The organism is Pseudomonas sp. FG1, assembly GCF_034313875.1.
Taxonomy (GTDB): Bacteria; Pseudomonadota; Gammaproteobacteria; order Pseudomonadales; family Pseudomonadaceae; genus Aquipseudomonas; species Aquipseudomonas veronii.
On sequence record NZ_JAVIWP010000001.1, the window covers coordinates 5,919,675 to 5,939,688 of the forward strand.

19 protein-coding genes are annotated in these 20,014 nt (G+C 63.1%); 12 read left to right on the top strand and 7 right to left on the bottom strand.

All coding sequences use genetic code 11. The annotated features are described in order from the left end of the window. Positions 1-46 precede the first annotated feature (46 nt). Both RGV59_RS27220 and RGV59_RS27225 read left to right on the top strand, forming a co-directional pair. Positions 47-1,330, top strand: coding sequence for a urate hydroxylase PuuD (locus RGV59_RS27220; RefSeq protein WP_104902724.1), 1,284 nt, complete (start codon positions 47-49; stop codon positions 1,328-1,330). A gap of 501 nt (positions 1,331-1,831) precedes the next feature. After that, positions 1,832-2,617, top strand: coding sequence for an outer membrane protein OmpK (locus tag RGV59_RS27225; protein ID WP_104902723.1), 786 nt, complete (start codon positions 1,832-1,834; stop codon positions 2,615-2,617). Positions 2,618-2,663: 46 nt separating this feature from the next. On the opposite strand, the gene RGV59_RS27230 is transcribed toward RGV59_RS27225, so the two are convergent. Both RGV59_RS27230 and RGV59_RS27235 read right to left on the bottom strand, forming a co-directional pair. Then, the gene (locus RGV59_RS27230; protein ID WP_126586490.1) at positions 2,664-3,818 is read right to left on the bottom strand and encodes a patatin-like phospholipase family protein; all 1,155 of its coding nucleotides are present in this window, start codon (positions 3,816-3,818) and stop codon (positions 2,664-2,666) included. 30 nt (positions 3,819-3,848) lie between these two features. Beyond that, a complete protein-coding gene (locus RGV59_RS27235) occupies positions 3,849-4,784 on the bottom strand; it encodes a lipid A biosynthesis lauroyl acyltransferase (protein WP_046382554.1) in 936 nt (311 codons plus the stop codon). 119 nt (positions 4,785-4,903) lie between these two features. Between RGV59_RS27235 and minC the strand changes: the two genes are divergently transcribed. The 7 genes from minC (at position 4,904) to RGV59_RS27270 (ending at position 11,656) form a co-directional block, all read left to right on the top strand. Next, on the top strand, positions 4,904-5,641 hold the full coding sequence (minC, locus tag RGV59_RS27240; protein WP_017845814.1) for a septum site-determining protein MinC: 738 nt from the start codon (positions 4,904-4,906) through the stop codon (positions 5,639-5,641). Positions 5,642-5,841: 200 nt separating this feature from the next. Further along, the gene (minD, locus tag RGV59_RS27245; RefSeq protein ID WP_003209098.1) at positions 5,842-6,654 is read left to right on the top strand and encodes a septum site-determining protein MinD; all 813 of its coding nucleotides are present in this window, start codon (positions 5,842-5,844) and stop codon (positions 6,652-6,654) included. Between the two features lie 3 nt (positions 6,655-6,657). Further along, positions 6,658-6,912, top strand: a complete 255-nt coding sequence (gene minE, locus RGV59_RS27250) for a cell division topological specificity factor MinE (RefSeq protein WP_003175252.1) — start codon at positions 6,658-6,660, stop codon at positions 6,910-6,912. A gap of 96 nt (positions 6,913-7,008) precedes the next feature. After that, positions 7,009-7,644 (top strand): RluA family pseudouridine synthase, encoded by a 636-nt coding sequence (locus RGV59_RS27255; RefSeq protein WP_015885133.1) that lies wholly within the window; start codon positions 7,009-7,011, stop codon positions 7,642-7,644. A 161-nt stretch (positions 7,645-7,805) separates the two neighbouring features. Next, entirely contained in the window at positions 7,806-9,095 is a 1,290-nt protein-coding gene (locus RGV59_RS27260) for a M18 family aminopeptidase (protein ID WP_046382553.1), read from the top strand. Between the two features lie 143 nt (positions 9,096-9,238). Further along, a complete protein-coding gene (locus RGV59_RS27265) occupies positions 9,239-9,415 on the top strand; it encodes a hypothetical protein (RefSeq protein WP_017845812.1) in 177 nt (58 codons plus the stop codon). 72 nt (positions 9,416-9,487) lie between these two features. Then, complete coding sequence (locus tag RGV59_RS27270; RefSeq protein ID WP_104902721.1) at positions 9,488-11,656, top strand: mechanosensitive ion channel family protein; 2,169 nt, start codon at positions 9,488-9,490, stop codon at positions 11,654-11,656. Between the two features lie 72 nt (positions 11,657-11,728). Here the strand turns inward: RGV59_RS27270 and RGV59_RS27275 are convergent, their stop codons facing one another. The 5 genes from RGV59_RS27275 to RGV59_RS27295 all read right to left on the bottom strand — a co-directional run bounded on the left by RGV59_RS27275 (position 11,729) and on the right by RGV59_RS27295 (position 16,511). After that, a complete protein-coding gene (locus RGV59_RS27275; protein ID WP_017845810.1) occupies positions 11,729-11,950 on the bottom strand; it encodes an MbtH family protein in 222 nt (73 codons plus the stop codon). Positions 11,951-12,032: 82 nt separating this feature from the next. Next, on the bottom strand, positions 12,033-13,445 hold the full coding sequence (locus RGV59_RS27280; protein WP_046382551.1) for an aspartate aminotransferase family protein: 1,413 nt from the start codon (positions 13,443-13,445) through the stop codon (positions 12,033-12,035). A gap of 174 nt (positions 13,446-13,619) precedes the next feature. Continuing rightward, positions 13,620-14,387 carry an N-acetylmuramoyl-L-alanine amidase gene (locus RGV59_RS27285; RefSeq protein ID WP_046382550.1) on the bottom strand — a complete coding sequence of 256 codons (768 nt, stop codon included), beginning with the start codon at positions 14,385-14,387 and terminating at the stop codon, positions 13,620-13,622. 124 nt (positions 14,388-14,511) lie between these two features. After that, positions 14,512-15,831: an ATP-binding protein gene (locus RGV59_RS27290; RefSeq protein ID WP_046382549.1), complete on the bottom strand. Its 1,320-nt coding sequence runs from the start codon at positions 15,829-15,831 to the stop codon at positions 14,512-14,514. Further along, complete coding sequence (locus RGV59_RS27295) at positions 15,831-16,511, bottom strand: response regulator (RefSeq protein ID WP_046382548.1); 681 nt, start codon at positions 16,509-16,511, stop codon at positions 15,831-15,833. The genes RGV59_RS27290 and RGV59_RS27295 overlap by 1 nt, the downstream gene beginning before the upstream one ends. Before the next feature lie 176 nt (positions 16,512-16,687). Here RGV59_RS27295 and dsbD point away from each other — a divergent pair, with 176 nt between their 5' ends. The 3 genes from dsbD to dsbG are packed head-to-tail and all read left to right on the top strand — an operon-like array spanning position 16,688 to position 20,012. Further along, a complete protein-coding gene (gene dsbD / locus RGV59_RS27300; protein WP_126586489.1) occupies positions 16,688-18,415 on the top strand; it encodes a protein-disulfide reductase DsbD in 1,728 nt (575 codons plus the stop codon). After that, positions 18,415-19,275, top strand: coding sequence for a TlpA disulfide reductase family protein (locus tag RGV59_RS27305; RefSeq protein ID WP_046382546.1), 861 nt, complete (start codon positions 18,415-18,417; stop codon positions 19,273-19,275). The genes dsbD and RGV59_RS27305 overlap by 1 nt, the downstream gene beginning before the upstream one ends. Further along, positions 19,251-20,012 (top strand): thiol:disulfide interchange protein DsbG, encoded by a 762-nt coding sequence (gene dsbG / locus RGV59_RS27310; RefSeq protein WP_017845803.1) that lies wholly within the window; start codon positions 19,251-19,253, stop codon positions 20,010-20,012. Before RGV59_RS27305 ends, dsbG begins: the two co-directional genes overlap by 25 nt. Positions 20,013-20,014: the final 2 nt, after the last annotated feature.

The window sequence follows — 20,014 nt, forward strand, 5'->3', positions numbered from 1 at the left end:
GGCCGGATCACCCGACAACAAGGGTGACAGGCGAGAGGTAAAGACTGTGGAAGCACATCTGTTGGAATGGCTGAACCTCAGCGTGCGCTGGGTTCATATGATCACTGGCGTGGCCTGGATCGGCGCGTCGTTTTACTTCGTCTGGCTGGAAAACAACCTCAACCGCGTCAACCCCAAGGACGGCCTGTCCGGTGACTTGTGGGCGATCCACGGTGGCGGTATCTACCACCTGGAAAAATACAAACTGGCCCCGCCGACCATGCCGGACAATCTGCACTGGTTCAAATGGGAAGCCTATTTCACCTGGATGTCGGGCGTCGCGCTGCTGTGCGTGGTGTTCTACCTCAACCCGACGCTGTACCTGCTCGCCCCCGGCAGCAGCCTGAGCGGCACCGAAGGCGTGTTGCTGGGCATCGGCTCACTGTTCGCCGGCTGGTTCATCTACTCCTTTCTCTGCGACTCGGCCCTGGGCAAACGCCCGGCCCTGCTCGGCTTGATCCTGTTCGTGCTGTTGATCGCGGCGGCATACGGCTTCAGCACAGTGTTCAGCGGCCGGGGCGCGTACCTGCATGTGGGGGCGATCATCGGCACCATCATGGTGGGCAACGTGTTCCGCATCATCATGCCGGCACAACGCGCGCTGGTGGCGGCGATCGCGGAGCAGCGCACGCCGGACCCGGCCCTGCCGGCCAAGGGCTTGCTGCGTTCACGGCACAACAACTACTTCACCTTGCCAGTGCTGTTCATCATGATCAGCAACCACTTCCCGAGCACCTACGGCAGCCACTACAACTGGCTGATCCTGGCGGGGATCGCCGTGGCGGCGGTGTTGGTGCGGCATTATTTCAACACCCGGCACAACAGCCAGAAATATGCCTGGACCTTGCCGGTGGGCGCGTTGGCGATGATTTGCCTGGCGTATGTCACCGGGCCCAAGCCGATCGCCGAAGTGGCCAAGGCACCGGCGGCCATCGAGTACCAGCCGTTGCCGGAGACCGCATTGGGCGGCGGCGAGAAACCCGTCGCACCGGCCGCCCCCGCTGCGGCACCCGTGCCGGCCCAGGCGACGGTCGACTTCGACAAGGTGCATGGGGTGATCCAGGCACGCTGCGCCGTGTGCCATTCAGCCAAGCCCACCAGCCCGCTGTTCAGCACCGCACCGGCGGGGGTGATGTTCGACACGCCGACGCAGATCCAGCAACAGGCCGCGCGCATTCAGGCGCAGGCCGTGGCGAGCCAGATCATGCCGTTGGGCAACATCACCCAGATGACCCAGCAGGAACGCGACCTGATCGGCACCTGGATCAACCAGGGCGCCCGCACGAACTGACTGACTCACACAGATCCCAATGTGGGCGGTTCTGAACGACCCGCCGTCGCCCACACTCATTGATTCCTTCGTCACAACAAAAACAATAACGAACAGGGAACGCCCACATGTACACCTTTGACCTGGGGACGGCCACGAGCCGTGCCCCATTCTCGCCCCACGCGCGCTCTAACAGCGCACTTGAGCCAAGGCTTTGGAGCCAGTATTCTCCGCGCCCGCTCGAATCGACTGAAAAAAAAAACAGCGAATGTAAAAGCTGACTGCAAGGCCAACTTATCCCGGCCTGCGGGCAGCGGCCCAAGTGCGCAAAAGCCCTCTGAATTCGACTGCAGCCGTTGCAGCCGACGGGGATTTTTTTGGCTTTTTTTACACCTTGGCGCAGCTCTTGCTAAAAGCATTAAAGCTGACCGAACAGACGATTTTTTCAGCGAACCAAAAGGCGCCACACCAGAGCGCCTGCTTAGAAGAAAAACCATAAAACTTTAACTCGGGAGCAACCGAATGAAACCTATGTTCAAAGGCCTGATGCTGGCGGGAACCCTGCTGGCGGGCGGCCAAGCCGTTGCCGGCGACTTGTTGCAGTGGCAGAACAACAGCCTGACGTACCTGTGGGGCAAAAACTTCACCGTCAACCCGCAGATCCAACAGACCGTCACGTTTGAACACGCCGATGCGTGGAAGTACGGCGACAACTTCTTTTTCCTCGACCGCATCTTTTACAACGGCAAGGAAGACGGCAACGTCGGCCCCAGTACTTACTACGGCGAGTTCAGCCCGCGTCTATCGTTCGGCAAGATTTTCGACAAGGACTTGTCCTTCGGACCGATCAAAGATGTATTGCTGGCATTCACTTATGAGTTCGGCGAAGGCGATAACGAATCGTACCTGCTGGGCCCGGGCTTCGACCTGAACATCCCTGGTTTCGACTACTTCCAGTTGAACTTCTACCAGCGCCAGACCGAAGGCAATCGCCCGGGCGACGGTGTGTGGCAGATCACCCCGGTGTGGTCATACACCCTTCCCGTGGGCAACTCCAACATCCTGATCGACGGCTATATGGATTGGGTGGTCGACAACGACAAGAACGCCCGTGGCACTTATCACGCCAACCTGCACTTCAACCCACAAGTCAAATATGACCTGGGCAAGGCGTTGAACTGGGGCGAGAAACAGCTGTACGTCGGTTTTGAATACGACTACTGGAAGAACAAGTATGGGATCGAAGATTCCGGCGCGTTCAAGACCAACCAGGATACGGCGAGCTTTTTGGTCAAGTACCACTTCTGACCACACCGCCGGCCTGATGGGGGAGCTGGCGTGCCTGCTCCCAAATTCAGCTAGGGGACAGCCCCAAAAACCGGGTTATCTCCTCGCGCTTGGCCAGCGCATCACTGCGCCCCAACTCGATCAACTCACTGCAATACCCCGCCTCGAACAGCAAGTAACTGAGCACCCCCGCCCCGCTGGTCTTGGTCGCACCTGGCCCGCGCAGGAACAGGCGCAACGCCGCGGGCAATTCCTGCCGATGCCGCGCCGCGATTTCATCGATCGGCTGACTCGGCGCAATCACCAGCACATCCACCGGCGCCAAGCCCCGGGCCGCGCTGTCGGCGGGCTGGAAATGGCTGAACTGGTTCAAGCGCTCCAGCAACTCGATATCGCTTTCCAGGCTGTCAATGAACGTGCTGTTGAGCATGTGCCCACCGATCTGCGCCAGGGTCGGCTGCTGGCCGGTGTAGGCGCGCTGCGAGGCGTGTTCATGCTCGACGCCGCGCGGGTTGCCGCTGACACCCACCACCAGCACGCGGCTGGCGCCCAGGTGCAAGGCCGGGCTGATGGGGGCCGATTGCCGCACCGCGCCATCGCCGAAATATTCCTGGTCGAGCTTCACCGGAGCAAACAGCAAGGGGATCGCCGAACTGGCCAACAGGTGTTCGACCGTGAGTCGGCTGGGCACACCGATACGCCGATGGCGCAGCCAGGCATCGATGGTGCCGCCGCCCTGGTAAAAGGTCACTGCTTGCCCGGACTCGTAACCGAAGGCCGTGACCGCCACCGCCTTCAGGTGTTTTTCGCGGATGGCCTGGTCGATGCCATCCAGGTGCAGCATCTCGTGCAGCAGATCCCGTAGCGGCGCGCTGTTGAGCAGCGCCACCGGGACCTGGGCGCCCAGGCCGAGCAGGCTGTGGAAACAGAAACGAGCGGCCTGGTGAATCACCCCCGGCCAATCGCTGCGCAGCACCAGGTGGCTGCGAAAGCCCTGCCAGAACGCCGCCAGACGCTCGATCGCCGCGCTGAAGTCCATGGCGCCGCTGGCCAGGCTCACCGCGTTGATCGCGCCGGCCGATGTGCCGACGATCACCGGAAACGGATTGGCCGCGCCCGGCGGCAGCAACTCGGCAATCGCCGCCAGTACCCCCACCTGATACGCCGCACGCGCCCCGCCGCCGGAAAGAATCAAGCCTGTAACCGGTTCAGCTGGGCGCATTGCGTCACTCCATGTAGAGAAAGGCGGGTCTTACCGACGGCGTTTTTCGTACAACCTGGGCTCACCCGGCGGCCGGCTCTTGAAGCGGCGATGGGTCCACAGGTATTGCTCGGGGCATTCGCGCACCGAGGTTTCGACCCACTGGTTGATGCGCAGGCAATCGATCTCATCGGTTTCGCCGGGGAAATCGCTCAACGGCGGATGGATCACCAGGCGATAACCGCTGCCGTCGGCCAGGCGTTCCTGGGTAAACGGCACCACCAGCGCCTTGCCCAGGCGGGCGAACTTGCTGGTAGCGGTCACGGTGGCGGCCTGGATGCCGAACAGCGGCACGAAGATACTTTGCTTGGCGCCGTAATCCTGGTCCGGCGCGTACCAGATGGCGCGGCCGGCGCGCAGCAGCTTGAGCATGCCGCGCACGTCTTCACGCTCCACGGCCAGGGAGTCGAGGTTGTGGCGCTCGCGGCCACGGCGCTGGATAAAGTCGAACAGCGGGTTGCCGTGCTCGCGGTACATGCCATCGATCGTGTGTTTTTGCCCGAGCAGCGCCGCGCCGATTTCCAGGGTGGTGAAATGCAGGGCCATGAGGATCACGCCCTTGCCGTCCAACTGAGCCTGCTTGAGGTGCTCCAGGCCTTCGACGTGGGCCAGCCGCGCCAGGCGCTGGCGCGACCACCACCAACTCATGGCCATTTCAAAGAAGGCGATGCCGGTGGAGGCGAAGTTTTCCTTGAGCAAATGTTTACGCTCTTGCGCGGACTTTTCCGGGAAGCACAGTTCCAGGTTGCGCGCGGCGATGCGGCGACGTTCGCCGGCCACGCGGTACATGCCCGCGCCCAGCAGGCGACCAATGGTCAGCAGCGCGCGGTATGGCAATTGAGTGACCAGCCACAACAGGCCGAGTCCCAGCCATAGCAGCCAAAATCGCGGGTGAAAAAATACAGCTCGAAAACGCGGGCGATCCATTACAGATTCCGGTAAAGACAAGGGCCGCGCATTCTACAACGGTTCGACTCGGCTTGCGGCCAGTGGTTGTTCTCGTTATAAGTCTCGACACTTTTCGTGACAAGCCGCTTTTGCCGACCATGAGCCAAACCGAACCGCTAGACCAAGATCCCGTGTTCCAGCTGAAAGGCAGCATGCTCGCCATTACCGTGCTGGAATTGGCCCGCAATGACCTCGACGCCCTGGACCGCCAGCTCGCCGCCAAGGTCGCCCTGGCGCCGAACTTTTTCAACAACGCGCCGCTGGTGCTGGCCCTGGACAAGCTGCCAGCCGGCCAGGGCGCAATCGACCTGCCGGGCCTGATGCGCGTGTGCCGCTCCCATGGCCTGCGCACCCTGGCGATTCGTGCCAGCCGTATCGAAGACATTGCCGCCGCCATCGCTATTGAACTGCCAGTACTGCCACCGTCCGGTGCCCGCGAGCGCCCACTCGATCCGCTGGCCGGTGAAGTGAAGAAAAAACCGGAAAAACCGCCGGAGCCAACGGTCAAGCCGACCAAGATCATCACCTCCCCCGTGCGCGGCGGGCAGCAGATTTACGCCCAGGGCGGCGACCTGGTGGTGATCTCGTCGGTCAGTCCGGGCGCGGAACTTCTGGCCGATGGCAACATCCATGTATACGGCCCCATGCGCGGACGTGCCCTCGCCGGCATCAAGGGTGATACCAAGGCACGTATTTTTTGCCAGCAGTTGACCGCTGAACTCGTGTCGATCGCAGGTCAGTACAAGGTTTCAGAAGATTTGCGCCGCGATCCACTGTGGGGCGCCGCGGTACAAGTCAGCCTGTCGGGCGATGTGTTGAACATCATCCGTCTTTAACGGATACTGCCGCATTTTCCAAGCATCTCTAGACTCTGATAGCACAGCGAAACCGGCAAGACTTGCGTAGGACTCATTTGAAGTTGGCGTTTCCACGCGGAAACCACCTCTTTTCCCTACAAAGGCTGTCCGCCTGCAGCGAGTTCCAAGAGATGTTTTTCGGGGGCTGAAAAGTCCTTTTTCCTTAGGGGTGAAACACCTTGGCCAAGATTCTCGTGGTTACATCCGGCAAGGGTGGTGTGGGTAAGACCACCACCAGCGCCGCTATCGGTACCGGCCTCGCTCTGCGCGGCCACAAGACAGTCATCGTCGACTTCGACGTCGGTTTGCGTAACCTCGACCTGATCATGGGCTGCGAACGCCGCGTAGTGTACGACTTCGTCAACGTGGTCAACGGTGAAGCCAACCTGCAACAGGCCCTGATCAAGGACAAGCGCCTTGAGAACCTGTACGTACTGGCCGCCAGCCAGACCCGCGACAAAGATGCGCTCACCAAGGAAGGCGTAGGCAAAGTCCTCGCTGAACTGAAGGAAACCTTCGAATACGTGGTGTGCGACTCCCCGGCCGGTATCGAAACCGGTGCTCACCTGGCGATGTACTTCGCCGACGAAGCCATCGTGGTGACCAACCCGGAAGTCTCCTCGGTACGTGACTCGGACCGCATGCTCGGCCTGCTGGCCAGCAAGTCCCAGCGCGCCGAAAAAGGCGAAGACCCGATCAAGGAGCACCTGCTGCTCACCCGCTACAACCCTGAGCGCGTCAGCAATGGCGAGATGCTCGGCGTTGAAGACGTCAAAGAGATCCTCGCAGTGACCCTGCTGGGTGTCATTCCCGAGTCCCAGGCGGTGCTGAAGGCCTCCAACCAGGGCGTCCCGGTGATTCTGGACGACCAGAGCGACGCCGGCCAGGCGTACAGCGACGCGGTTGATCGCTTACTGGGCAAGACCGTGGAACACCGCTTCCTCGATGTCAAGAAGAAGGGATTCTTCGAGCGTATCTTTGGAGGCAACTAAACAATGAAATTTCTCGACTTCTTTCGCGCCAACAAAAAGCCAAGTACCGCGTCGGTAGCGAAAGAGCGTCTACAGATCATCGTGGCGCACGAACGCGGCCAACGCAGCACCCCGGACTACCTGCCAGCCTTGCAGAAGGAACTGGTCGAAGTGATCCGCAAGTACGTCAATATCGGTAACGACGACGTACATGTCGCCCTGGAAAACGACGGCAGCTGCTCGATTCTGGAACTCAATATCACCCTGCCCGATCGTTGATCGAAAGGGCGGTCGCCACGGCGGCTCCGTCACCTTGATCCCTTTGCGGGAGCCGGGTGATCGAGCCGCCGTTGGCGTTTGTTACGAGGCTGTTTAATGCCGTTGTCCAACATCCATATCCTCTACCAGGATGCCGCCGTCCTGGTGGTGAACAAGCCGACTCTGCTGCTCTCGGTGCCCGGCCGCGCCGACGACAACAAGGACTGCCTGATCACCCGTCTGCAGGAAAACGGCTACCCAGAGGCCCGAATCGTCCATCGCCTGGATTGGGAAACTTCCGGGATCATTCTGCTCGCGCGGGACGCCGACACCCACCGCGAACTGTCCCGCCAGTTTCATGACCGCGAAACCGAAAAGGCCTACACCGCCCTGGCCTGGGGTCAACCGGAATTGGACAGCGGCAGCATCGACCTGCCCCTGCGCTACGATCCGCCAACCAAGCCACGCCATGTGGTCGACCACGAGTTCGGCAAGCATGCGCTGACCTTCTGGAAGGTGCTGGAACGTTGCGGTGACTGGTGCCGCGTCGAGCTGACGCCGATCACCGGGCGCTCGCACCAGTTGCGGGTACACATGCTTTCCATCGGCCACCCGCTGCTCGGCGACGGCTTGTACGCCCATGAACAAGCCCTGGCCGCCTGGCCGCGCCTGTGCCTGCACGCGAGCATGCTGAGCTTCACCCACCCGCAAAGCGGCGAGCGGCTGCGCTTCGAGTGCCCGGCCCCCTTCTAAAGCTGTAAACACCGTCAAATGTGGGAGGGGATTGCAGTGGGTCAGTGAACAAATGCAGTGACTGACACTCCGCCATCGGGGGCAAGCCCCCTCCCACATTTGTTTTGTGCACTTCTTGCCATCGAACGGTAAACTTGCGGCATTGCTGTCTGGAGCTATTTATGCGCGAAGCGTTGAATCAAGGCCTGATCGACTTCCTCAAGGCCTCCCCTACTCCTTTTCATGCCACTGCGGCCCTGGCCCAACGCCTCGAAGCGGCCGGTTACCAGCGTCTCGACGAGCGCGACACCTGGACCACCGAAGCCAACGGGCGCTATTACGTGACCCGCAACGACTCCTCGATCATCGCCTTCAAGCTCGGCCGCCACTCGCCGCTGCAGGGCGGTATCCGCCTGGTCGGCGCCCACACCGACAGCCCGTGCCTGCGGGTCAAGCCGCAACCCGAGCTGCAACGCCAGGGTTTCTGGCAACTGGGCGTCGAAGTCTACGGCGGCGCATTGCTGGCACCGTGGTTCGACCGCGACCTGTCCCTGGCCGGCCGCGTGACCTTCCGCCGCGACGGCAAGGTCGAAAGCCAGCTGATCGACTTCAAGCTGCCGATTGCCATCATCCCCAACCTGGCCATCCACCTGAACCGTGAAGCCAACCAGGGCTGGGCGATCAATGCCCAGACCGAACTGCCGCCGATCCTCGCGCAGTTCGCCGGCGACGAGCGCGTGGACTTCCGCGCCGTGCTCACCGAGCAGTTGGCCCGCGAGCACGGGCTGAACGCCGATGTGGTGCTCGATTACGAGCTGAGCTTCTACGACACCCAAAGCGCCGCCGTGATCGGCCTCAATGGCGACTTCATCGCCGGCGCCCGCCTGGACAACCTGCTGTCGTGCTACGCCGGCCTGCAAGCCTTGCTCACCAGCGAGACCGATGAAACCTGCGTGCTGGTGTGCAACGACCACGAAGAAGTCGGCTCCTGCTCGGCCTGCGGTGCCGATGGCCCGATGCTCGAGCAGACCCTGCGCCGCCTGCTGCCCGAAGGTGACGAATTTGTCCGCACCATTCAGAAATCGCTGCTGGTATCGGCCGACAATGCCCACGGCGTCCACCCGAACTATGCCGACAAACATGACGCCAACCACGGCCCGAAACTCAATGCCGGCCCGGTGATCAAGGTCAACAGCAACCAGCGCTACGCCACCAACAGCGAAACCGCCGGTTTCTTCCGCCACCTGTGCATGGCCGAGGAAGTCCCGGTGCAGAGCTTTGTGGTGCGCAGCGACATGGGTTGCGGCTCGACCATCGGCCCGATCACCGCCAGCCACCTGGGCGTGCGGACCGTCGACATCGGTTTGCCGACGTTCGCCATGCACTCCATTCGCGAACTGTGCGGCAGCCATGACCTGGCACATCTGGTGAAAGTGCTCGGCGCGTTCTACGCAAGCCGCGATCTGCCCTGATCCAAAGGCCGGATGCAGTTAAACATGTGGGAGCAAGCCCCCTCCCACATTTGGCTTTGCGTGGACCTGATCTATATCACCTGCATTTCCCGCAATCCCACCTAGACTTGTCAGTATTCCCACTCTGAGAAGGCCATCGCCTCATGATCACCATGTCCTCCTTCCACGCCATGCTCATCCCTATCCTGATCGGCATGATCATGCTCGCGGTCGGCTTCAATTTTCGTGACAAGCCCCTCGGCGTGTTCGGCATGTGGATCGGCATGCTGTTGATTCTGGGCACTGTGGTTTACAAGATCCTCGCTAAACTCGCTGAATAACAAATGCACTCGCATTGGGCATAGGGGCCTCGTACACTCGGTCAATTCGTCGTTTTCAAGGTTGACCGCCTCGTGCTTTCCCGTCTGCTTGCCCTGCCCTGCTGTTTGCTGATCGCTCTGCTTACCCTGCTCCCGCTCGCCCCGGCCCAGGCCATGGGTTTGCCCGGGCTGCTGGGTGGCACCAGCAAGCCGCAACCCCAGGCCGAGCTGCCGCTGGGGCAGTCGCTGGACGAGGTGATCAAGACCCTGGAAAACGACCAGCAGCGCACCCAGTTGCTGAACGACCTGAAAAAGCTGCGCCAGACCACGCAAAAGGCCCAGCCGGCCGCCGAACAAGGCGTGCTCGGGCTGATCGGCAGCACGCTGTCCGGCCTTGAGCAGCAGTTTTCCGGCGCCGACAGCCCACTGGGACGCTGGTCCGACGAAGTGGACATGGCCACGGATGAACTCAAGGCCTTGATGCTGCCGGCCAGCGAATGGCTGCCGATCATCTTCGGTTTTGCCCTGATCCTCGCCGTGTGGAGCCTGCTGGCTGCCGCGCTGATCTGGCTCAGCCACCGGGTGCGCGAGCGCTTCGGCCTGACCGAAGAACTGCCGCAACACCCGCGCACCTGGGACTTGCTGCGCTTCGCCCTGCGCAAACTGGGGCCGTGGCTGATCGCGCTGGTGATCACCGTGTACCTGAGTTACGCGCTGCCCTCGTCCCTGGGCAAATCCCTGGCGATGGTGCTGGCGTATGCGCTGGTGGTCGGCACCTGTTTCTCGGCGATCTGCGTGATCGCATTCTCCGTGCTGGACGGCCCCCATCGCCGTCACGCGTTGTATATCCTGCGGCGCCAGGCGTTCCGGCCGCTGTGGTGGATCGGCAGTTTCGCCGCCTTTGGCGAAGCCCTGGGCGACCCCAGGCTGGTCGCTGCGCTGGGCCAGCACCTGGCGCACACGGCGGCAACCGTCGCCAATGTGATGGCCGCGTTGTCCACCGGCGTGTTCATCCTGCGCTTCCGCCGGCCGATTGCGCACCTGATCCGCAACCAGCCGCTGTCCCGTCGCCTGACCCGCCGCGCCCTCAGCGACACGATCGAAATCATCGGCACCTTCTGGTACATCCCGGCCCTGCTGTTGGTCGGCATTTCACTGTTCGCCACCTTCGTCTCCGCCGGCGACACCAGCACCGCCTTGCGCCAGTCGCTGCTCTGCACGGTGTTGCTGGTGCTGTGCATGGTGATCAACGGCCTGGTACGCCGCCATGCCCTCAAGCCGCAACGCGGGCACAAGCGCCATGCGCTGTACTCCGAGCGCTTGAAGAGTTTCGTCTACACCCTCGCCCACCTGCTGGTGTGGCTGACGTTTATCGAGCTGGGGCTGCGGGTCTGGGGCCTGTCGCTGATCCGCTTCACCGAAGGCGACGGCCATGAAATCAGCGTCAAGCTGTTCGGCCTCGGCGGCACGCTGCTGTTTGCCTGGCTGATCTGGATTCTCAGCGACACCGCGATCCATCACGCCCTCACCCGTTCGCGCAAAGGCCTGGCCAACGCCCGTGCGCAGACCATGATGCCGCTGATCCGTAACGTGCTGTTCGTGACCATCTTCATCATTGCCGCCATCGTCGCCCTGGCCAACATGGGCATGAACGTCACGCCGCTGCTGGCCGGTGCCGGTGTGATCGGCCTGGCCATCGGTTTTGGCGCGCAGTCGCTGGTGGCGGACTTGATCACCGGCCTGTTCATCATCATCGAAGACTCCCTGGCCATCGACGACTATGTCGACGTCGGCGGCCACCTCGGCACGGTCGAGGGCCTGACCATCCGTACCGTGCGCCTGCGCGACATCGACGGCATCGTGCATACCATCCCGTTCAGCGAGATCAAGAGCATCAAGAACTACTCCCGTGAGTTCGGCTACGCGATCTTCCGGGTAGCGATCCCCTACAACATGGAAATCGACGATGCGATCAAGTTGATGCGCGACGTCGGCCAGAAAATGCGCAACGACCCGCTGCAACGCCGCAATATCTGGTCACCGCTGGAGATTCAGGGCGTGGAAAGTTTCGAGTCGGGCAGCGCGATTCTGCGGGCGCGCTTCAAGACCGCGCCGATCAAGCAGTGGGAGGTGTCGCGGGCGTTCAACCTGTCGCTGAAACGTCATCTGGACGAGGCCGGGCTGGACCTGGCCACGCCGCGCCTGAGTGTACAGGTGGTGACCGGCGCGTCGGGCGGGCTGGAGAAAGACAAGAACGCCTGAGTCCTGAGGGTCAATGTGGGAGCAAGCGGTCGAGCCCCACATTGGATCTTCGCTGATGTCAGTGTCGCGGGCTCAAGCCAGCGCGGTGCCGTCCATTTTCTGGCGCAGGCTCAACGGACGCATGTCGGTCCAGACCTCTTCAATGTAGGCCAGGCACTCCTTCTTCATGCCGCTCTTGCCCACGGTGCGCCAGCCTTCCGGCACGGCCTTGTAGTCGGGCCAGATCGAATACTGTTCTTCATGGTTGACCACTACCTGAAACAGGATGTCGTCGCGGTCGAATACTGAGGTCATTGCTGTTCTCCATCGCTCAAAGGCCGGCTGCGCACCACGCGCAGCGCTGATATCTGTAGGAACGTACCAGGCGGGTAAAAAATTAGAGGCTGGCGACCGCCGCAGCCAGGGCACGCCCGAAGATCTCGGCGACCTGGTCGATCTGGGCGGCGCTGATCACCAACGGCGGCAGGAAGCGCACCACGCTGCCATGGCGGCCGCCCAGTTCCAGAATCAGGCCGCGCTTGAGGCATTCACGCTGCACCAGCGGCGCCAGTTGGCGGTGGACCGGCGGGTGGCCCTGGATATCCGGCGCGCCGTTCGGGTCCACCAGTTCCACGCCGAGCATCAGCCCGCGCCCGCGAATATCGCCCAATTGCGCAAAGTCGCGCTGCAGGATGCGCAGCTGCTCCGCCAGGCGCTCGCCCATCGCCGCCGCATGGCCGGCCAGGTCGTGCTCCTTGAGGTAGCGCATCACCGCCGACCCTGCCGCCATCGCCATCTGATTGCCACGGAAGGTGCCGGCATGGGCGCCCGGCAACCAGGTGTCGAGCCAGTCGCGGTACACCACCACCGCCAACGGCAGGCTGCCGCCGATGGCCTTGGACATCACCACCACATCCGGAATGATGCCCGCGTGTTCGAAGGCGAACATCTTGCCGGTGCGCGCGAAACCGCTCTGAATTTCATCGACGATCAACGCCACACCCGCCTGCTCGGTAATCCGCCGCAGGCCGCGCAGCCAGTCGAGGTCCGCCGGGATCACGCCACCCTCGCCCTGCACCACTTCGACAATCACCGCCGCCGGCAACAGCACCCCGGCTTCCGGGTCGTTGAGCAGGTTTTCCAGATAATGCAGGTTGACCCGCACGCCTTGCGCGCCGCCCAGGCCGAACGGGCAACGGTAATCGTAGGGGAACGGCAGGAATTGCACGCCATTGCCGAGCAAGGCGCCCAAGGGTTTCTTCGGCCCCAGGCTGCCCATCAAGCTCAGCGCGCCCTGGCTCATGCCGTGATAACCGCCCTGGAACGACAACACCGTGCTACGCCCCGTGGCGGTGCGTACCAACTTCAACGCGGCTTCCACCGCGTCAGTGCCAGTGGGGCCGCAGAACTGGATTTTCGCTTCCTGCGCCAACGCGGCCGGCAACAGGCCGAACAGGTCTTGCACGAATTGATCCTTGACCGGGGTGGTCAGGTCGAGGGTGTGCAACGGCAGTTCGTCGCTCAACACCTGCTGGATGGCGGCGATCACCACCGGGTGGTTATGCCCCAACGCCAAGGTACCCGCACCGGCCAGGCAGTCGATGAAACGGCGGCCTTCCACGTCTTCCACGTAAATGCCCTTGGCGCGCTTGAGTGCCAAAGGGATGCGCCGCGGGTAGCTGCGGGCGTTGGACTCCTGCTGGCGCTGGCGTGCCAGCAGCGGGCTTTCGTCGAACTGGTAGAGCGTTTCCACGGGCGCCGGGCTGACCTGCACCCGAGCGTCTGCGATTTGGCTGGTAGCGACTGACATCTCTGGATCCCTCGATACGCGGGTGATGGTGACCAAACTGCCGATCCGTTGGCGTCTGGCCCAAGGGCCTGCGCGCGGATTGCCTGTTGTGGAAACGCACCAGCGTCGAATGGATTTAGGTGTTGTGGCGGTTAACAGACGGATCAAGCGCCGCCAATTGAGCCGCGCTCGCTGTCAAAGGCCCCGATACTTGTCATTCAGCGCATACAAAATCGCACACGTCTCAGCATCCAGGGCCCCACCGTAATCCCTGGGCCGAAAGTGCATTTGAAACGCACGGGTCCGCAGCTCGAACGCCTGGCGATTCTGCGCCGGTTTATACCCGTAGCGCTGAAACGCCCGCTCCACTTCCACCTCGGGCGGTAACCCGACACAAAAGCGGCGCTGATACATCGCCCGCGTTGCTTCATCGAACCAGGCCCCTACGCCCGCCTCGAACAGGCCGCGCCAAGGCAAGCGCGGCCCCGGATCGCTCTTGCGCCAGTACGCCACATCCGAATGCCCGAGGATGTCGCTCGGGCCGATGTGCGGGTAACGCGCGAGAATGTCGCGCAGCAGTTCGATCAATACCTCCACCTGCTCCCGAGGGTACGCAGGAAAGGTAAACACCCCGCCCTCATCCCGCGCCAGGTTGACGACCTCGATGCCGATCGCGCGGCTGTTGAGGTTGTCCCGCCCACCCCAGTGGCTCGCCCCGGCATGCCAGGCGCGCTGGCTCTCATCCACCAGGCGGAACACGCGCAACTCGTCGTAACCGGCGGCGCGGTAGCCGGGCTCGGCCGGATCAGGCAGCAGATAGTGCGCGCTGACGCCGTGTCGCGTCAGGGTGTGCAGGGATGACATAAAGGGCGCGGCGGTGTAATGCAGGACCACTTGCGCCACGGGCTCGCCGTTGCGTGCGTTGAAGTCCTTGGCGGGAAAACTGGTATCGATGACCAACATAAGAAGCGTCCTTTTCGGTACAGGCCGAGTCATTCGGCCCGTTCAAGCGCAAAACAATGACCGCCATCCTGAAGGGTTGAACGTCAGGCGGGCGGTAACTATTTGGCACACGAAAGAACGCGGGTCAGCGCCGCAGCGGCATGCCCAGATCGACCCGCAGGCCATCCGGCTGGCTGTCGAACGTCAACGAGCAGGAGCAGCGCTGGACGATCGCCTGCACAATCGCCAGGCCCAGGCCGCAGCCCTCGCTGTTGCCGTTGCGCCAGAAGCGCTGGGTCAGGTATTGCAGGTCTTCGCTGGCGATCTGTTTGCCGTGGTCGCGCACACGGAACACCACCTGATCGCCGGCCATCAACACACTCAGCTCCACCCGGGTATCGGCCGGGGTGTGGCGCAGGGCGTTGTCCAGCAGGTTGCGCAGGGCCGCGACGGCAAGGCCCACCGGCATTTCCAGCGGGGTATCGCTGAGGTCGTCCGGCAGGATCAGGTCGATGCGCTGGTTGTCGCCGGCGTTGGCATCCTGGATCGCCAGCCGTGCGACTTGCTCGGCACTCGACTGCACACCGTCGTCGAACGACAGGCTGCCCTCCACCCGTGCCAGCAACAGCAATTGCTCGAGGGTGCGGTGCAGGCGGTCGGCGCCCTCCTCGGCATGGGCCAGGGACTGGTCGCGGGCCGCGCCGTCGGTCATGCGCGCCACTTGCAGGTGGGTCTTGATCGCAGTCAGCGGGCTGCGCAGTTCGTGGGCGGCGTCGCCGGTGAGGCGGCGTTCGCGCTCGATGGTCTTGGCAATGCGCTGCAACAGTTGGTTCTGGGTGTCGAGCAGCGGTTTCAGCTCGCTGGGCAGCGGGTGGATCTGCAACGGTTCGAGGGAATCGGCGCTGCGCCGCATCAATGCATCGCGCATGCGATTGAGCGGCTGCAGGCTTTGGCCGATCCCCAGCCACAGCAGGCACAGGCAGCCCAACAACGCCACGCCGACCGGCACCGAGGCCGCCAGCAGGATCGACAGGTTCAACGCCTCGCGCTCCACCTGGCGGTCGGCGGTGGTAATGAACAGATCGCCACGGGCCAGGGTGAAGCTGCGCCACGCCGCGCCGTCGATGATCTGGTCGCGAAAACCGCTGCGATGGGATTCCAGCCCCTGGTCCGGCGTGGTGTGGCTGCGCGCCAACACTTCGCCGCGCAAGGAACTGACCTGACAGGCCATGCCGCCCGGCACGTTCAGTTGCTCGGCGCTGAAGTGCTTGCCCTCGGCGCTGCTCGCCAGGCCCGGCATCTGCTCCATCAAACCGGCGACCATACGCGCCGACGCGACCAGGCGCTGGTCGAGGGAGAACATCATCTGGTTGCGCAGATCGTTGAGCATCCAGGCCGCCGCCAGCGCCCAGATCAACACAAAAGCGGCGCCGAGCTTGAAGGTCAGGCGCAGACGCAGGCTCATCACGAAGCGCTCTCTCCACCATCCGCCGGCCCCAGGCGGTAGCCCAGGCCACGCACCGTTTCGACGATGCCGTTGCCCAATTTGCGCCGCAGATGGTGGATATGCACGTTGAGGGCGTTGCTTTCCAGTTCGTCGTTGAAGCCGTAGACGCTGTCTTTGAGCTGTTCGCTGGAGAGCACGCGACCCTTGTTGTGCAGCAGCGCCTGCAACAGCGCTTGTTCACGGCGGGAAAGGTCCACGGGCTGCCCGGCCAGCAGGGTTTCGCGGCTGCTCGGGTCGTAACTGAGGCGGCCGTGTTCGATCAGGTTGACGCTGCGCCCGGCCACGCGCCGCAGCAAGGTTTGCAGGCGCGCGGCGAGTTCGCGCAGGTCGAAGGGCTTGAGCAGGTAATCATCGGCGCCGGCTTGCAGGCCGTCGACGCGGTTGGTCACCGAATCCCGCGCGGTGAGGATCAGCACCGGAATTTCCAGGCCCTGGCTGCGCTGTTGTTGCAGCAACTTGAGGCCGTCTTCGTCGGGCAGCCCGAGGTCGAGCACCATGATGTCGAATTCGGCAGCCTTGAGCATCGCCCGCGCGGCGGCGGCAGTGGCCACGCGCTCGACGGTAAAGCCCTGGGCACCGAGGCCGGCCACGATGCCGCTGGCGATCAATTCGTCGTCTTCACAGACCAGTACGTGCATGCTGAACCCTTCATGAAAGATGGGGGGATTAGAAGACAGATCGATTAAGCGCGCATTATGCCGCCAAAGTTCGCAACATCAGATAATCCCTACGCTCTAGAATAGCGTCCGGTTAATCATCGGTTAATCAACACCACACATTGTGTGCCTCACTTGCATCGAACTAAGGCTTGACCATGCGGCATCTATTTACCTTACTGCTGATGTTGTTCGCGGGATTCGCCCAGGCTGCGCCGGGTAACCCGTTCGAGACCAAACCCGACTTCCTCCCGGTGGGCAAGGCCTTCACCTTGACGTCCGAACGCCTGGAGTCCGGCGAAACCCAGCTGTTCTGGCAGATAGCCGATGGTTATTACCTGTACCAACAACGCATGAAGTTCGACGGCCTCGCCGAAAAACCCGCGCTACCCGAGGGTGAAGCCCATAGCGATGAGTTCTTCGGCGAACAGCAAGTATACCGCCAAGGCCTCGAAGTGAAGATTCCGGCGGGGACGACCGGCCAGGTCAAGCTGGGCTGGCAGGGCTGTGCCGATGCCGGCCTGTGTTACCCGCCACAGTCAATGACCGTGGACCTGGGCGGCAACCCGGCCGTCACCGCCACCGCACAAGCCCAGGACCAGAGCCTGGCCAGCGGCCTGCAGCAGCGCAGCCTGGGGTGGAGCCTGCTGGTGTTCTTCGGCCTGGGCCTGTTGCTGGCGTTTGCCCCGTGTTCGTTGCCGATGTTGCCGATCCTCGCCGGCCTGGTGGTCGGCAGCGGGGCCAACCCGCGTCGCGGTTTTGCGTTGGCCGGCAGCTACGTGGTGTGCATGGCGCTGGTGTATGCCGCGCTGGGCGTACTGGCCGCGCTGCTCGGCAGCAACCTGGCGGCGCTGCTGCAAACCCCGTGGATACTCGGCAGCTTCGCGGCCTTGTTCGTGATCCTGGCCCTGCCGATGTTCGGCTTTTTCGAACTGCAACTGCCGGTGGCCCTGCGCGATCGCCTCGACAACGTCAGCCGCAACCAGAGCGGCGGCAGCCTGATCGGCGCCGGAGTGCTCGGCGCGCTGTCCGGCCTGCTGGTCGGCCCCTGCATGACCGCGCCCCTGGCCGGCGCCCTGCTCTACATCGCCCAGAGCGGCAACGCCCTGCACGGCGGGCTGATCCTGTTCGCCATGGGCATCGGTATTGGCGTGCCTCTGTTGCTGCTGGTGACCGTGGGCAACCGCTTCCTGCCCAAGCCGGGCACCTGGATGAACGTGCTCAAGGGCGTGTTCGGCTTCCTGTTCCTGGCCACCGCCGTGTTGATGATCCGCCCGGTGGTCGGGGAAAACCTGTGGCTCGGCCTGTGGGGCGCGCTGGCCATGGCCATGGCCTATTGCGGCTGGCGCCTGGCCCAGGATTTCGGGCGGGTCGCCATGCTGTCCGGCGCCGTTTCCGTGGTGCTCGGGTTGTGGGGCGGCTTGCTGCTGGTCGGTGCGGCAGGTGGCAGCGACGATGTGTGGCAACCGCTGAAGGTCTACAGCGGCTCGCGGATCAGCGGCGCGCCAAGTGCCCACGATGCGTTCATGACGATCAACGACCCGGCCGTGCTGCAAAGCCAGCTCGACAGCGCCAAGGCCCAGGGCCAATGGGTGCTGGTGGATTACTACGCCGACTGGTGCGTGTCATGCAAGATCATGGAAAAACAGGTGTTCGGCAAACCCCACGTAATGGACGCCTTGAAAGACGTGCGCCTGCTGCGCCTGGACGTCACCGCCGACAACGCCGCCAGCCGCGCACTGCTCGATCGCTACAAAGTGCCGGGGCCACCGAGCTTCGTATGGATCGGCCCGGACGGTGAAGAACGCCGCGCCCGGCGCATTACCGGCGAAGTCGATGCCGATACGTTCCTGCAACGCTGGACCCAGACGCGGGACGCCCGCTGATGCTGACCCTGACCATCGGCACCTTCGCCATCGCCCTGAATCACATCCTGCTGATCGGCGCGCTGATTCTTGCCACCCTGGTGGGCTGGCGCGTGGCCAAGCGTGGCGGGGAGAACCCGGAGTCGGTGCTGTTCAGCCTGTTCCTGCTGGGCATGTTGACGGCCCGCGTCAGCTTTGTGCTGATGTACTGGAGTTACTACCGCAACGACCCGCTGCAGATCGTCGACCTGCGCGACGGCGGTTTTCTCGCCTGGCCCGGCGTCATTGCACTGATCCTCGGCGCGCTGCTGTATGGCTGGCGCCGCCCGGCCCTGCGCAAACCGTTGAGTGCCGGGGTCATCACCGGCCTGCTGTTCTGGGGCATGACCAGCCTGTCGCTGAGCCTGTATGACAAGGGGTCGCGCCTGCCGGACATCACCCTGCGCAACGCCAATGGCGAAGTGGTGCAACTGGGCGATTACCAGGGTGGTCCGCTGGTGATCAACCTGTGGGCCACGTGGTGCCCGCCGTGCCGTCGGGAAATGCCAGTACTGGAACGCGCCCAACGCCAACGCCCCGACGTGACGTTCCTGTTCGTCAACCAGGCCGAAAGCATGCAAAGCGTCAGCACTTACCTGGCAACCCAAGGCCTGACCCTGGACAACGTCTTGTTCGACGCCAGCGGCCGCCTCGGCCAGGCCGTGGGTTCCATGGCCTTGCCGACCACGCTGTTCTACCAAGCCGATGGACGCCTGATCAACAGCCACCTCGGTGAACTGTCCCAGGCCAGCCTGGCCCGTGCCATGGAACCCTTCGACACCGCCCCTGCCGTCACGCCCCCTACAAGGAAACCGACATGCCCCGCCTCCGCCACCTGCTGACCCTGTTATCACTGAGCATGGCCGCCACCCTGGCCCAGGCCGAAGACTGGCCGGCCCCGATCAAACAGATCGAAGCCAAGGGCGCCAAGATCCTCGGCAAGTTCGACGCCCCCAGCGGCCTCACCGGCTACGCCGCGCAGTACCAGAACCGCGGCATGGCGCTGTACCTGAGCGCCGACGGCAAAAGCGTGCTCGCCGGCACCCTGTACGACGCCCAGGGCAATGACCTGAGCAGCGCGCCCCTGGAACAACTGGTGTACGCGCCGATGGCCAAGGAAGTCTGGGCGAAGATGGAAAAAAGCAGCTGGATCCAGGACGGCGACACCAACGCGCCGCGCACGGTCTACCTGTTCAGCGACCCCAACTGCCCGTACTGCAACATGTTCTGGGAACAGGCGCGGCCCTGGGTCAAGGCCGGCAAAGTGCAGTTACGCCACATCATGGTCGGCATCATCCGCCAAGACAGCCCAGGCAAATCCGCCGCCCTGCTGGCCAGCCCAGACCCGCAAAAAGCCCTGCAAGAACACGAAGCCGCCGGCAAGGGCAGCAAGTTGCAGGCTCTGGACAAAATCCCGGCGGCGATTGAAGCCAAGCTCGAGGCCAATATGAAGTTGATGGATGAGCTGGAGTTGTCGGCGACGCCAGCGATTTTCTATCTGGATGACAAGGGCGGCTTGCAGCAACAGCAAGGGGCGCCGTCGCCGGATAAGTTGGTAAAGATCCTTGGGCCGAAATAAGC

Coding starts and splice junctions, on each gene's coding strand:
- RGV59_RS27305 (WP_046382546.1), top strand. CDS start 18,415: ATGCTGACCCTGACCATCGGCACCTTCGCCATCGCCCTGAATCACATC.
- dsbD (WP_126586489.1), top strand. CDS start 16,688: ATGCGGCATCTATTTACCTTACTGCTGATGTTGTTCGCGGGATTCGCC.
- RGV59_RS27235 (WP_046382554.1), bottom strand. CDS start 4,784: ATGGATCGCCCGCGTTTTCGAGCTGTATTTTTTCACCCGCGATTTTGG.
- RGV59_RS27280 (WP_046382551.1), bottom strand. CDS start 13,445: ATGTCAGTCGCTACCAGCCAAATCGCAGACGCTCGGGTGCAGGTCAGC.
- RGV59_RS27260 (WP_046382553.1), top strand. CDS start 7,806: ATGCGCGAAGCGTTGAATCAAGGCCTGATCGACTTCCTCAAGGCCTCC.
- RGV59_RS27275 (WP_017845810.1), bottom strand. CDS start 11,950: ATGACCTCAGTATTCGACCGCGACGACATCCTGTTTCAGGTAGTGGTC.
- minC (WP_017845814.1), top strand. CDS start 4,904: ATGAGCCAAACCGAACCGCTAGACCAAGATCCCGTGTTCCAGCTGAAA.
- RGV59_RS27230 (WP_126586490.1), bottom strand. CDS start 3,818: ATGCGCCCAGCTGAACCGGTTACAGGCTTGATTCTTTCCGGCGGCGGG.
- RGV59_RS27285 (WP_046382550.1), bottom strand. CDS start 14,387: ATGTTGGTCATCGATACCAGTTTTCCCGCCAAGGACTTCAACGCACGC.
- RGV59_RS27265 (WP_017845812.1), top strand. CDS start 9,239: ATGATCACCATGTCCTCCTTCCACGCCATGCTCATCCCTATCCTGATC.
- RGV59_RS27255 (WP_015885133.1), top strand. CDS start 7,009: ATGCCGTTGTCCAACATCCATATCCTCTACCAGGATGCCGCCGTCCTG.
- RGV59_RS27295 (WP_046382548.1), bottom strand. CDS start 16,511: ATGCACGTACTGGTCTGTGAAGACGACGAATTGATCGCCAGCGGCATC.
- RGV59_RS27225 (WP_104902723.1), top strand. CDS start 1,832: ATGAAACCTATGTTCAAAGGCCTGATGCTGGCGGGAACCCTGCTGGCG.
- dsbG (WP_017845803.1), top strand. CDS start 19,251: ATGCCCCGCCTCCGCCACCTGCTGACCCTGTTATCACTGAGCATGGCC.
- minE (WP_003175252.1), top strand. CDS start 6,658: ATGAAATTTCTCGACTTCTTTCGCGCCAACAAAAAGCCAAGTACCGCG.
- RGV59_RS27290 (WP_046382549.1), bottom strand. CDS start 15,831: ATGAGCCTGCGTCTGCGCCTGACCTTCAAGCTCGGCGCCGCTTTTGTG.